This is a genomic window from Flavobacterium sp. TR2, from assembly GCF_025252405.1.
Taxonomy (GTDB): domain Bacteria; phylum Bacteroidota; class Bacteroidia; order Flavobacteriales; family Flavobacteriaceae; genus Flavobacterium.
This window is the reverse complement of record NZ_CP104307.1, coordinates 3,596,501-3,610,354: the sequence shown is the minus strand read 5'-3', so window position 1 is coordinate 3,610,354 and position 13,854 is coordinate 3,596,501. Positions and strand designations below refer to the sequence as shown.

Genomic DNA, 13,854 nt, shown 5'->3' with positions numbered 1-13,854 from the left:
TGTTTAAGACTTAAATGTAAAAATAATCTTATAAAAACAAAAATATATTTATTTAGTAATACTGTGTCACAAAAAAAGGAACCCTAAACAGAGTTCCTTTTAATTATTAGAAAGAAAATGAATTAATCTTCATCATCTTCGTCTTCTTCATCATAATCAGTATCAGCTTTGTCATCATCATCATCGTCATCGTCATCATCGCCACCATCTGTATCAGGCTTATCGTGATTATCATCGTCATCATCATCGTCACTTATATCATCATCAAGATCTATACCTTTAACTGGTGCAATTGCATCTACATCAACATCTAAATCGTCATCCTCATCGTAGTTTTCAATTCTGTCAGCAAGTTTTGTACTAATTTTTACCAAGTAAATTGTATCTTCAGTACGAACTTCAACAGCTTCAACCAATTCGTTTTTAGCATTTCTAAAACGGATTACATCCGAATCATCATAACCATCAGGAAATTTTTCAACCAAAAGGTTTAAAATTTCGTTGGTAAGTTTGGCGTAGTCTACTATAACTCTTTTCATAAATTATCTTATAAATCTAATAAGTATGCAAAAATTAACGGAGCTACAATTGTAGCATCCGATTCAATAATAAATTTTGGGGTTTTGATGTCTAATTTACCCCAAGTGATTTTCTCATTTGGAACTGCCCCAGAGTAAGAACCATAACTAGTTGTTGAATCTGAGATCTGGCAGAAATAGCTCCAAAATGGAACATCGTGCATTTCCATATCTTGGTATAGCATTGGCACTACACAGATAGGGAAGTCACCCGCAATACCACCACCGATTTGGAAGAATCCAATTCCGTTTGAACTGTTTTTAGAATACCAATCCGCAAGAAAAGTCATGTATTCTATACCAGATTTCATAGTAGATGCTTTTAAATCTCCTTTAATTACGTATGAAGCAAAGATATTACCCATTGTGCTATCTTCCCATCCTGGAACGATAATTGGTAAATTTTTCTCTGCAGCTGCATACATCCAGCTATCTTTTAGATCAATTTCGTAGTATTCTTCTAAAACGCCAGACAATAACATTTTGTACATAAATTCGTGTGGGAAGTAGCGCTCACCTTTATCGTCAGCATCTTTCCAAATTTTGTAAATATGTTTTTGTAAACGACGGAAAGCTTCATGCTCAGGAATACAAGTGTCTGTAACACGATTTAATCCTCTTTCTAATAAAGCCCATTCGTCTTCTGGTGTCAAATCACGGTAATTAGGAACTCTCTCGTAGTGAGAATGAGCTACTAAATTCATGATGTCTTCTTCTAAATTTGCTCCAGTACATGAAATAATATGCACTTTGTCTTGTCTGATTACTTCGGCAAAAATTTTACCAATTTCTGCAGTACTCATTGCGCCAGCCATACTTACCAGCATCTTCGCACCATCAGCTAATTGCTGCTCGTATGCTTTTGCAGCATCAACTAACGAAGCAGAGTTAAAATGCAAATAATGTTTCTCAATAAACTGACTGATTGGTCCTTTCATTTTTTTTGTTTTTTTTTGAATTAAAAAGTTTAACCTTTTTGGATGTTAATGCAAATTAAGAATTTTTTAAGAAAAATTATTACTTAATCTGCCGTTTTTTTACAACTTTTTTTTGTAGCCTAAGATCTTTAAAACATCGTCTGAAGTCTGTTGTTCTGAGAACACTTCGGTTGCCAGAATTCCATTTTCATCACGGTCAATCAAGATATGTTTCGGCTGCGGAATCAAACAGTGGTGCAGACCTCCGTATCCTCCAATTGTTTCTTGATAAGCTCCAGTATTAAAGAAACCAATATATAAAGGCTTCTCTTTATTGTACTTAGGCAGGTAAATTGCATTCATGTTTTGCTCAGAGTTGTAATAGTCGTCACTATCACAAGTCAGACCTCCCAACAGTACCCGCTCGTAAGTATCATTCCAGCGGTTGATTGCCAGCATGATAAAACGTTTATTTATAGCCCAAGTATCTGGTAAAGTGGTAATGAAAGATGAATCGATCATATTCCATTTTTCTCTATCATTTTGTTGTTTTTGATACAAAATCTGATAGATTGCACCACCGCTTTCGCCTACAGTAAACGATCCAAATTCCGTAAAAATATTTGGAACATCAACTTCAGCTTCATCACAAGCAATTTTAATCTGATTGATAATTTCATCAATCATATATTGATAATCATACTCAAAGGCAAGTGAGTTTTTAATAGGGAAACCGCCGCCAATGTTCAGTCCGTCCAAAGTCGGACATTCTTTTTTGAGCGCAATGTAAACTTTAATACATTTTACAAGCTCATTCCAATAATATGATGTATCGTTGATTCCGGTATTGATAAAGAAGTGAAGCATTTTCAGCTCTAGTTTATCATTTTCCTGAATTTGTTTTTTATAGAAAGAAACGATGTTTTTGTAACCAATACCTAAACGAGAAGTATAGAACTCAAATTTAGGCTCTTCCTCGGCAGCAATACGGATTCCAATTTTGAATTTCCCTTTAATTTCTGCCTGAAGCAAATCTAACTCTTCGTAATTATCAATAATCGGAATAGTGTTTTTATGTCCGTTGTTGATTAACCTGCCTATGTTAGTAATGTATTCGTCTCTTTTAAAACCATTACAAATCACATACGTGCTTTTGTTGATTTTTCCATTTTCTAATAAATTCTCCACAATATTAACATCAAAAGCAGATGACGTCTCGATGTGAATGTTATTCTTGAAAGCTTCATTCATAATATATTCAAAATGAGAGCTTTTTGTGCAATAACAATAGTAATATTTTGCGTCGTATTTGTTCTTTTCCATAGATTTTCTGAACCAAGCTTTTGCTTTGTTGATGTTTTCAGAAATCTGAGGAAGGTAAGTAAACTTTAATGGCGTACCATACTGTTCAACCAATTTCATCAAATCGATATTGTGAAACAATAAGTTGTCTTTGTTTAGTTTAAATTCCTCTTGCGGAAAGTAGTATGTTTGGTTTATTAGATCAGAATATTTTGTATTCATTTATTTGTCAATGTTTAGAGATTGTAATTTTAATTTAATTTAGGTTTTTGGGGACTTAATCTTAAATTCAAACTCTAATATTGGCAAATATAATAGGCAGTTTTTCATGCTCTGCTTTTGTACATTGGAACACATCAAAACAGAAAGGGCTTTTACTATTATAGAAACGGTTCAACATTCTTAATAAAGAACTGTTGAGTCTGTTTCGGTAAGAGCTGAAGTGCCTTTGCTGCTTGTTTGTTTTCATGGGGCAAATGTAAAAAATAATATATACCAAATGCAACGCTTTTGATTAAAAAAAGTTTAAGATTTATAATCTTCAAACGCCTCTAGAATCAATTTATTTTCAACGGATTGGTTAATTTTTATTTTTCCGATTCCTTCAATTAACGCAAATTGAATCAAACCGTATTCATTTTTTTTGTCATGAATTAACAATTCTAAGATCGGATCAATGTCATTTTCGTCAAAAATCACATCATCATAAATGTCTTTTATGACAGCTTTGATTTCTCTGTATTCTTCAGCAGAAATTAATCCTTTTTGAAGAGAGATATAACTTTCTAAAATCATTCCTACTGCAATAGCTTCTCCATGCAATAAAGTTGCTTTTTCTTCGCTTTCCAAAAAGTACCCCTCAATGGCGTGTCCCAAAGTATGTCCGAAATTCAATGCTTTACGAATATTCTTTTCTGTTGGATCCTGAATAACGATTTCATTTTTTATTTCAACAGAACGGTAAATCAATTGATCTAATTCGTCAAAAACGATCGACTTTAAATCTGAAAACTGTCTCCAATACGGGGCATCATATATTAAACCGTGTTTTAGCATTTCTGCCAAACCAGAGCGCATTTCGCTTTGCGGTAAAGTTTCCAAATACTGAGTGTCTATCAATACCATTTGAGGCACATTAATTACTCCAATCTGGTTTTTAAGATTTCCCAAATCAACTCCTGTTTTTCCTCCAACAGAAGCATCAACCATCGATAATAGAGTAGTAGGGATGTTTATAAAATCTACGCCTCTCTTAAAAGTAGAAGCAACAAAGCCTCCTAAGTCTGTTACGACACCGCCACCTAAATTAATAATAAGCGATTTTCTGTCTGCTCCAAGTTCTGTCAATATATTCCAGATCTCAATGCAGGTTTCGACATTTTTATTTGCTTCACCAGCTTCAAATTCTATGATTTCGATTGCCAAATCTGTTTCCAAAAGCGGAATAAATTTAGACAAACAATATTCATTAGTCTGATCATCAACAATTATAAAAATATTAGAATATTTACTTTCTCTTAAATGAGTATTTAAAGCAGTGTATGCATTTTGATTAAAATGCACAAAGTAGTTATTGGCTTGAATAGATTTCATACTTCTAAGTTAATTGAAACGGCAAAAATAAGGCTTTTTGAGCTAAAAAATATTCAAATTTTACTTCTAATTTGTTTTAAAATGAAGGTTTTGGATTTATGAAATAAACTAAAAAGCAAATGCTGCTCTATTTTAAATAAAATTATCGGCAGAATTTTTTGATCATTTGACCCGCTTCAGAATAATTCTTGCTTTTTGATGCATCTAGATATTTGCACGCATTAGCAGCATCATTCTGCTGAATGTAACAAATGGCTAAAAAATATTCTGTTTTGCCATCATTTAAGCCTGGAGATTTTAAGGCATTCAATAAATAATTTATCGCTTTTTTGGATTGCCCCGTTTTTAAATAATAGAAACCAATATTTTGAGCCGCGTAAATATTTTTAGGATCAATTTTTTCTGCTTTTTGGTAAGACAAAAGCGCCTCCCTCATTTTGTTCTGTTCTTCATTTTTTTGCCCTTCTGCAATATATTCAGCAATCAAATGATCATTTTTTCGTTTTGTTAGAGCCTTTTGATCGACTCCTTTTATGTTCTGGATTTCAGTTATAATCTGTTCTGCTGCAGGATAGCCCTTGTCTTTTGATAAATTAAGGTATTTTAAGCCATTTGCTTTATCATTTTCTTTAAAATAGCAAATGCCCAGAAAAAACTCTGTTTTTCCATCGGTAAGTCCCGGATGCTGCGATGCTTTCAGCAAACTGCTGATTGCGTTTTTGGTTTTGCCCTGCTTCAAATAATTAAAACCGATATTTTGCAACGCATAAACATTTTGAGAGTCGATCTTTAAAATTTGTTCGTACGAACTCAAGGCTTTATTTAAATCAGATTGCATTTCTAGATTTTGCCCGCCAATAAGATAATCGCTTATTAAAAGATTATTTTTCATTGCTGTTAATATGCTGTCTTTAGGGAAAGCTTCCAATCCTTGATTCACAAAAACAAGTAAATTTTTATAATTATACCCCGAAGCTCTTAGGGCTTTAGCTGCATCAATCCAAGTTTGACTTGCTGGTCTGTACTCGTTAAATAATTTATGCTCTTTTATCATCTCCAAAGTATCTTTTCTTAAAGCAGCAAAGTTGAATGAAGCCTGATAAAAATCAGAATTTCGCGGGCGTAAATAAAAGGCTTGCTTTGAGTAAAAGTAAGCACTGTCTAGATCTTTTTTATTTCTGGAAATTACAGCTTTATAAAACAAAACTCGCCCTGTGTAGCCATTTATCTTATTAGCCTCTGAAAGGCATTTTAACGCCTTATCATATTGTTTTTCACGGATATAATAAATTCCTGCATATTCATAAAACGATTCCGAAGTATTAAAAACATTAGGATACGCCGACATTCTTTTAATGACTTCATCGCCACTTAGCTCTCCTTTATCTTTCATATTAATGTCATCAAGAAAAATCAAATATTCTAAATGAGAAGCTTTGTAAATTTCATATGCTGAAAAGCTGGTTATTAATGATGTTGCAATTAATACTGCAATCATAATTTTAATTACAGAATTACTTATTGATCTTGCTTCCAAAGTTTTAGCATTATTCAACAAGCTAAGAGCAAGCAAAAGGCTGAAGAAGATAGCCATCGTTGGCCTGTACATTGGGAAATTAAACAGAGAATCTATTCCGTAAACAATAAGCAGCATTAAAATTAAAATAGAACGCAACTCAGATTCTTTATTGCTGGATTTAATTGCATTCTTCACGCTGACAATTAAAAGACAAACAAAAAGCGAAAAGTAAATTAGTCCATTGATAATTCCGGTTTCTGCTAAAATTTCAAGAAAATCATTGTGTGCGTGGAGGGAAACAACGAGATCATTCGAAATTGTTCTTTCATACGGAATTGATTCTATCTGATAATTGCCTAAACCAATCCCTAAAAATGGATATTTATGACTCATTTGGAGCGCATTTTTCCAGTACGAAAGACGCGCTTTAGATGAAGCATCTTCAGCATTGATTCGTTCAACTCTATTTTCTAGTGAAACATATCGCTCATTATCTCTTGTCTTATCGAATATTGAATTAGAAAAAATGATGGCAAGCAATAGCGGTAAAATCAAATAGGAAATTCTGATGAAAGCGGCTTTTTTAAAAGCATATTCTCTAAGTATATATGCTGTATAAATTAAGCACAATAAAAATATATTTATTAAAGGTGTTCTCGCTCCAGTTAAAAAAATGACTGACGCAACTGAAAAAAGCGCGATTAGAAGAAAAAGTCTTTTGTAATTCCTATAATAAAGCATTGCAGTCAGTATAAATGGGATTTTTATAGTTAAACTGGCCGCTAGAATGTTTATGTTTCCTGTATTGCCTTTCATTCCGTCCAAAAGGTCGATTATTGCAACGTTTTTTGGTGTAATGACAAACTGTGCCAATTGTTGCCAGGCCTGAAAAAAAGCGCTAATGGAAACAATGAAAGCTATTTTATAAATGAGATTTAATTTGTCTTTAAGAAGAATAGAGAGGTTTACAAATAAGCAAAATACAATTGCTATTTCTGTAATTTTTGTAAATACTAGCGATGTGTTTTTAGCGCCAAAATAGGATAGTGCACAGAAAAAAACAAAACCAGAATACAGTTTTAAAACATAACTTTTCTTAAAAATTGAAATAATATCCTTAGAAATTAAACTTGAATTCGTATACAAATAAATCGCTGTCAAGACATTAACAAGCGAAAGATAGAAAAACTGAGGATTAATGATTTCTAAACTTTTAAAATAGGGAAAAAAATCAATTGCTAATAAAGAGACTATAAAACACAGAATTATGGCGCTTGGAAATGTGTTTTTTCCTTTAGTTTCATTTATTATATTTTCGACGGTTTCTATCATGACACATTTTTTTTGCAAAAATATAGAAAAACAACAGAAAATTCCTACTTATTGAAAAGAAATAAATTATAATTTCATTAAAGATATTAAAAAATATGGCATCGTTTTATGAATAATATTCAAAACACTCTCTATATTTGCATAAAAAATAAATTTTAATGGAAAAGATATTCGATAACACGCAGGTTGCATTTTCACTAAAGAGTGACACGGAACTTGATAGAGCTTATTTTCTTTTCAAAATGATTGACAGTGAGCCTTTAGTAAGAATAGGGACTGCTGTAACTAATTTTGCAATTAAAGCTCATTTACCAGTAGAAGGATTAATTCGAGCAACGGTTTTTGACCATTTTTGTGGTGGTGTAAACGAAAATGACTGTCTTACTGTGGTAGACAAAATGTTTACAAAAGGAGTTTCTTCTGTCTTGGACTATTCTGTTGAAGGAAAAGAAGAAGAGGAGCAATTTGATGCTGCTTTGGAAATGACTTTAAGAACAGTCGATTTTGCTAAAGAGCGATTAGCTATTCCGTTTGCCGTTTTCAAGCCAACAGGTTTAGGACGTTTTGAATTGTATGAAAAATTAGGAGAAAAACAAACTTTGAACCCAGCCGAGCAAGCAGAATGGGATAGAGTAGTGGCTCGTTTTGACAAAATATGCAGTGAAGCGCACAAAAAAGATGTTGCCTTATTAATTGATGGTGAGGAAAGCTGGATGCAGGATGCTGCCGATGATTTAGTTACCGATATGATGCGTAAATACAATAAAGAAAAAGCAATTGTATTTAACACTTTACAAATGTACCGTTGGGATCGTCTAGACTACTTGAAAAAACTTCACGAAGTTGCCAAAGCTGAAGGTTTCTATATCGGAATGAAATTGGTTCGTGGCGCTTACATGGAAAAAGAAAACAAAAGAGCGGAAGAAAAAGGTTATGTTTCTCCAATCTGCGTTTCTAAAGAAGCTACAGACGTGAACTACGATAATGCTGTACATTATATGTTGGAGCATCTTGATAAAATGGCCATTTTTGCTGGAACTCACAACGAATTGAGTTCATACAAATTAATGGAAATGATGGCTGAGAAAGGAATTGCTAAAAACGATTCTAGAATTTGGTTTGGACAGTTATATGGAATGAGCGACAATATTAGCTACAACTTAGCTGAAAACGGCTATAATGTTGCAAAATACTTGCCATTCGGACCTGTGAAAGATGTTATGCCATATTTAATTCGTCGCGCTGAAGAAAATACTTCTGTGGCTGGCCAAACAAGCCGTGAATTATCTATGATTAAAGCTGAACGTAACAGAAGAAAAGGGAAATAATCTTAGTTTTCTCAATTTACTGTTTATAGAAATAGTAAGCCCGACAGATTTTAAAAAACTGTCGGGCTTTCTTTTGAATAATATTTAAATAAAAAAACTGCATTTGAAAACCAAATGCAGTTTTTTTTTATTACAATTTAGCCTCGAAGCTTCGGGACTAAGAAAAGAATTTTCTTTTAAGAGTTGCTAAATTGCAAGTTGCTTAAGTTTTTATAAATTCCGTTCTCTAAATTTATTAATTCTTGGTGAGTTCCTTCTTCAGAAATTTTTCCATTATCTAAAACTAGGATTTTATCAGCGTTTCTAATCGTAGAAAGACGATGAGCAATGATAATGCTTGTTCTTCCTTCCATTAATACTTCTAGAGCTTCCTGAACAAGTTTTTCGCTTTCGCTGTCTAAAGATGATGTAGCTTCATCTAAAATCAAGATGCTTGGATTTTTAAGTAAAGCTCTCGCAATAGCAATACGCTGGCGCTGTCCTCCAGAAAGTTTGACACCACGTTCTCCAACCAAAGTTTCGAATTTTTCAGGAAAACCATCCACAAAATTGAAAGCATTGGCTTGTTTTGCAGCTTGGATAATTTCTTCGTCAGTTGCATCTGGTTTCCCGTACGCGATGTTTTCTCTAATTGTTCCTCCAAATAAAATTACATCCTGAGGCACGATACTCATATTGCCGCGAAGATTTTCTAAGTCATAATCGTAAATGTTTTTGCCGTCAACTGTAATTTCGCCGGAAGTAATGTCATAAAAACGAAGAAGAAGAGATGAAATAGTCGATTTTCCGGCGCCGCTTGGACCAACAATAGCGATTTTCTGACCGAATTCTGCTGAAAAGTTTACATCCTTAAGAACTTGAATTTCCTGACGCGTAGGGTAACTAAATGCTACATTCTTGAAAGTAACATTTCCTTTAATTTTTTCCTGATTTTTAGTTGAACCCAAATTGATTTTTTCTGGACTTTCATCCAATAATTCAAAAACACGTTCTGTAGCGCCAATTGCTTTTTGAATCTGAGCGTATAATTCGGCAATTCCGCCAAAAGAAGCACCAACAAAAGTAGAATATAATACGAATGAAATTAATTGTCCAACGCTCATTTCGCCGGCAATACTCAAACGAACTCCGTACCAAACAACCGCCACGATTGCGCCAAATAAACAGAAAATAATGAACGAAGCAAAATAACCACGGTATTTACCGCCTTTGATGGCCAGTTTTACCACTTCATTAATTTTTCCTTTATAACGGGCGATTTCATACCATTCATTAGCAAAAGCCTTTACGATACTAATTCCCTGCATCGTTTCTTCTACAATTACCTGGCTTTCTGCTACCTGATCTTGAACTTTTTTAGAATATTTTCTAATAAATCGTCCGAATACTACAGCCGCAATTGCAACTAGCGGAACTACAGAAAGCATTAATAAAGTCAATTTGAAACTTTCTGTCGCTAAAAGGATAATTCCTCCAATAATTAAAATAAATTGACGTAAAAACTCTGCAATTGTAGTGGTTAATGTATCTTGAATTTGCGTAATATCGGCACTGATCCTGCTATTCAATTCCCCGACCCTTTTTTGAGAGAAGAAAGTCATGGGCAGCTTTACCAGATTGGTATATAAAGCCAAACGCAGATTGGCCAATGTGTTTTCGGTAAAGTTTACAAATAATGAAAGTCTGAAAAATGAAAAGAAAGATTGCAAAAAAAGAATCACAATCAATCCTAATGCAATTTGATTAGCCTCGTCATTATCTTTATTTTTTACACAATCTACCAACATTCCCATCAATTTAGGAAAGGCTAGGGCAGTGGCGCCGGTGAGTAAAAGAAAAATCAAGCCAATGAAAAATTTCCATTTGTGATGTCCCGCGTATGTAAAAATTGTTTTTGCTTTGTGAAGTGAAGTAGCCGTTATTTTTGATTTAGGTAAATCATTTTCTTTAAATCGTGCCATTAGAATATACTATTTTTAGGTTTACAAATGTATGATTAAGTCGAATCACTGCAAAAGATTATTAAGAATTAGAACTCTTAATTTGGCATTTTAACGAAATAATAAGAAAACTTAAAATTTTCTCTGTTTTTAAATGGCTTAAAAATAGAGATCTAGAAAAAAGTTTTCTTTTTTTTCTCAAAAACACTTGCAAATACAAAATCTAGGTGTAAATTTGCAATCGCAATCACAAACGATAGTAGCCTAGTAAAATAGGGCGATTAGCTCAGCTGGATACAGAGCATTCCGATTTTTTATCGGAAGAGGTCGATAGCCGATAATTTTACTCGCAATTGCAAAGGATAGCAACCTAATAAATAGGGCGATTAGCTCAGCTGGTTCAGAGCACCTCGTTTACACCGAGGGGGTCGGGGGTTCGAACCCCTCATCGCCCACAAACTTCCAAAAACTCCAAAGTCATTTGATTTTGGAGTTTTTTGCTTTACATACTTTTATGAATTTTATTGTCTACATATTATTTAGCGAAAGCAAAAATAGATACTACATTGGATTTACTTCAAATTTAGAAGAAAGGCTGATTCGGCACAATCAAAAAAGCAACGGTTTTACTGGAAATGCAAATGACTGGAAAGTAGTTTATACCGAAAACTACGAAACAAAAGAACTTGCCTATAAAAGAGAACTCCAAATAAAATCATGGAAAAGCAGAATTAAAATTGAGAAACTGATAAAAAATAAAGATTAGCCCAGCTGGCTCAGAGCATTCCGATTTTTATCGGAAGCGGTCGCGGGTTCGAATCTTTTCTGATTTTATAGCTATTTGATAAACAATGCAGTAAAAAATATTTTACTTTTTTTTTTCTAAAAAACACTTGCAAATATAAAATCTAGCTTTAGCTGTGCTGTCACATACGAAAGACAACCTAATGAAATAGGGCGATTAGCCCAGCTGGCTCAGAGCATTCCGATTTTTAATCGGAAGCGGTCGGGAGGGTTCGAACCTTTTCTGATTTTATAGCTATTTGATAAACAATGCAGTAAAAAATAGTTTACTTTTTTTTTCTAAAAAACACTTGCAAATATAAATCTAGTTTTAGCTGTGCTGTCACATACGAAAGACAACCTAATGAAATAGGGCGATTAGCCCAGCTGGCTCAGAGCATTCCGATTTTTAATCGGAAGCGGTCGGGAGGTCGAACCTTTTCTGATTTTATAGCTATTTGATAAACAATGCAGTAAAAAATAGTTTACTTTTTTTTTCTAAAAAACACTTGCAAATATAAATCTAGCTTTAGCCGTGCTGTCACATACGAAAGACAACCTAATGAAATAGGGTGATTAGCCCAGCTGGATCAGAGCATTCCGATTTTTAATCGGAAGCGGTCGGGGGTTCGAACCTTTTCTGATTTTATAGCTATTTGATAAACAATACAGTAAAAAATATTTTGCTTTTTTTTCTAAAAAACACTTGCAAATATAAAATCTAGCTGTATATTTGCACTCGCAATCACAAACGATAGCAACCTAATAAAATAGGGCGATTAGCTCAGCTGGTTCAGAGCACCTCGTTTACACCGAGGGGGTCGGGGGTTCGAACCCCTCATCGCCCACAAAAGACTCCTTAAGAAATTAGGGATTTTTTTTTTGACTTTCCTGAATGCAATAAATTATAATTTGCGCTCAGATTTTGGGGAGATACTCAAGCGGCCAACGAGGGCAGACTGTAAATCTGCTGTGTGAACTTCGCAGGTTCGAATCCTGCTCTCCCCACAAAAAACAAAGCCTGTAAATCGAAAGACTTACAGGCTTTTTGCTTTTACTAGTTTTTATCATGAGCATAATCATTCACAAATAAAGAAATTCGGTTATGCTAATTGTAATTCTTAAATTTAGAGAATGGTTTGGACACCACTTTCCAGCCAGAGAAATTTTTCTTTCACAACAGATTTTTCAATTTCGTTCTTTAAAGATTTTACAGACTGCTTAAAATGCCACCATCCTTCGTAGTGTATCGGAATCACAATATTTGGATTCAAAAGCTGCGTTGCTGCAATTGCTTCTTCGCCATTCATAGTTACTCTTAAATTCTTTTTTAAGTACGGAAATGCTCCCGCGCCTAGGTGTAAAATGGCTATATCGACTTTCTTTCTTTTCTCCAATTCGTACAATCCGTCAAAAAGCACAGTATCTCCCGAGATATACAAACAGCCATTTTGCTGACCTTCCCATTCTATAACAAAACCAATTACCTTTCCCATAACTTTGTTCAATCTTTTGATATTGGTGTGCTGAGCAGGTATCGCAGTAATTTTTAGATTTTTTACTTTTTCAGTTTCAATACTATATTCTTGCCAGTCGTCAAGCCCTATTGTATTGGTGTTTTTTAAGCGTTTTACGGCATCTTTTGTTGAGAGAACAATTGGAACTGTTTGAATAAAAATACGCCCTTTTTTATCTAAATTATCGCTATGATGATCGTGGCTTAATAAAACCAAATCTATTGTACCTATTTCATCAAGTGACAAAGCAGGACTGCAGTACTTTTTTGAAAATGCCATCGGACTGCTGACATATTGCGGAAAAAATCCATCTTTTTGATCCAAAGTGGGATCAGTCAGAATTTTAAAGCCATTTATGTTTATCAGCACGCAAGCCGTGTCGATATGTGTAATTGTAACCTTCATTTGCATTTGATTTTAATTGTTAAAATATTGATGCAAATCTGGGTTTAATAACTGGTTCGAAAATTGACTTCGATCAAGAAATGCGTTTCCTAATCCTGCTTAATGTTTCTGGCACTACGCCAATGTAAGAAGCAAGGTATTTTAGCGGAATCTGCTGAATGTATTTTGGCTGCTCCAATAAAAGTCTTTCATATCGTTCTTGCGGAGTTTTGGTCAAAAGATCCAATTCTCTTTTTACTTTCTTTTCCAAGAGATATTCTGTTGCAATGCGACCAAGTTTTTTTGCCGTTTCGCATTTTTCGTAAAGGCGCTGTAGATTTTCGTAGGATATAGAATAGAGTTGGCATTCAGTCAAGGTCTGAACATAAACTTCCGTTTTGGTTCGATTATAGAAAGAATCGTAGGCGCAATAAAAGGAATTCTTGAAAGCAAAATCAAACGTAATTTCTTTATCATTTGCAACCACATAATATCTGACAACTCCTGTGTCAATAAATGACAAATAGTTTTCTAGCTGTCCTTGTGCTAAAATCAGCTCATTTGCAGAAAATTGCCTTGTTTTTATACAGCTCAAAAATTCTTCTAAAGTATGTTCTGGAAAACCCAGTTTTTCAAAATATTCTATTATAGATGTCATTTA

At 33.9% G+C, this 13,854-nt stretch carries 10 protein-coding genes and 3 tRNA genes; 5 read left to right on the top strand and 8 right to left on the bottom strand.

Annotated elements, in window-relative coordinates:
• Positions 1–122 precede the first annotated feature (122 nt).
• The 5 genes from N4T20_RS15900 to N4T20_RS15880 form a co-directional block, all read right to left on the bottom strand.
• Positions 123–539 carry a DNA primase gene (locus N4T20_RS15900; protein WP_260670108.1) on the bottom strand — a complete coding sequence of 139 codons (417 nt, stop codon included), beginning with the start codon at positions 537–539 and terminating at the stop codon, positions 123–125.
• An 8-nt stretch (positions 540–547) separates the two neighbouring features.
• Positions 548–1,516, bottom strand: a complete 969-nt coding sequence (locus N4T20_RS15895) for a deoxyhypusine synthase family protein (protein WP_057117936.1) — start codon at positions 1,514–1,516, stop codon at positions 548–550.
• Positions 1,517–1,615: 99 nt separating this feature from the next.
• The gene (locus N4T20_RS15890; RefSeq protein ID WP_260670107.1) at positions 1,616–3,019 is read right to left on the bottom strand and encodes an arginine decarboxylase; all 1,404 of its coding nucleotides are present in this window, start codon (positions 3,017–3,019) and stop codon (positions 1,616–1,618) included.
• 303 nt (positions 3,020–3,322) lie between these two features.
• Positions 3,323–4,390: a 3-dehydroquinate synthase gene (gene aroB / locus N4T20_RS15885; protein WP_260670106.1), complete on the bottom strand. Its 1,068-nt coding sequence runs from the start codon at positions 4,388–4,390 to the stop codon at positions 3,323–3,325.
• A gap of 142 nt (positions 4,391–4,532) precedes the next feature.
• Positions 4,533–7,241 carry an O-antigen ligase family protein gene (locus N4T20_RS15880; protein ID WP_260670105.1) on the bottom strand — a complete coding sequence of 903 codons (2,709 nt, stop codon included), beginning with the start codon at positions 7,239–7,241 and terminating at the stop codon, positions 4,533–4,535.
• 158 nt (positions 7,242–7,399) lie between these two features.
• On the opposite strand from N4T20_RS15880, the gene N4T20_RS15875 reads away from it, so the two are divergent.
• Positions 7,400–8,569, top strand: coding sequence for a proline dehydrogenase family protein (locus N4T20_RS15875; protein WP_260670104.1), 1,170 nt, complete (start codon positions 7,400–7,402; stop codon positions 8,567–8,569).
• 176 nt (positions 8,570–8,745) lie between these two features.
• On the opposite strand, the gene N4T20_RS15870 is transcribed toward N4T20_RS15875, so the two are convergent.
• Positions 8,746–10,530, bottom strand: coding sequence for an ABC transporter ATP-binding protein (locus tag N4T20_RS15870; protein ID WP_260670103.1), 1,785 nt, complete (start codon positions 10,528–10,530; stop codon positions 8,746–8,748).
• A gap of 359 nt (positions 10,531–10,889) precedes the next feature.
• On the opposite strand from N4T20_RS15870, the gene N4T20_RS15865 reads away from it, so the two are divergent.
• The 4 genes from N4T20_RS15865 to N4T20_RS15850 all read left to right on the top strand — a co-directional run bounded on the left by N4T20_RS15865 (position 10,890) and on the right by N4T20_RS15850 (position 12,300).
• Positions 10,890–10,964, top strand: a tRNA-Val gene (locus tag N4T20_RS15865).
• A 59-nt stretch (positions 10,965–11,023) separates the two neighbouring features.
• Positions 11,024–11,275 carry a GIY-YIG nuclease family protein gene (locus N4T20_RS15860; RefSeq protein WP_260670102.1) on the top strand — a complete coding sequence of 84 codons (252 nt, stop codon included), beginning with the start codon at positions 11,024–11,026 and terminating at the stop codon, positions 11,273–11,275.
• A gap of 790 nt (positions 11,276–12,065) precedes the next feature.
• Positions 12,066–12,140, top strand: a tRNA-Val gene (locus N4T20_RS15855).
• A 79-nt stretch (positions 12,141–12,219) separates the two neighbouring features.
• Positions 12,220–12,300: transfer RNA gene (locus tag N4T20_RS15850), tRNA-Tyr, on the top strand.
• Positions 12,301–12,419: 119 nt separating this feature from the next.
• On the opposite strand, the gene N4T20_RS15845 is transcribed toward N4T20_RS15850, so the two are convergent.
• Both N4T20_RS15845 and N4T20_RS15840 read right to left on the bottom strand, forming a co-directional pair.
• Positions 12,420–13,214: an MBL fold metallo-hydrolase gene (locus N4T20_RS15845; protein WP_260670101.1), complete on the bottom strand. Its 795-nt coding sequence runs from the start codon at positions 13,212–13,214 to the stop codon at positions 12,420–12,422.
• 73 nt (positions 13,215–13,287) lie between these two features.
• The gene (locus N4T20_RS15840; RefSeq protein ID WP_260670100.1) at positions 13,288–13,851 is read right to left on the bottom strand and encodes a Crp/Fnr family transcriptional regulator; all 564 of its coding nucleotides are present in this window, start codon (positions 13,849–13,851) and stop codon (positions 13,288–13,290) included.
• Between the last annotated feature and the right edge of the window lie 3 nt (positions 13,852–13,854).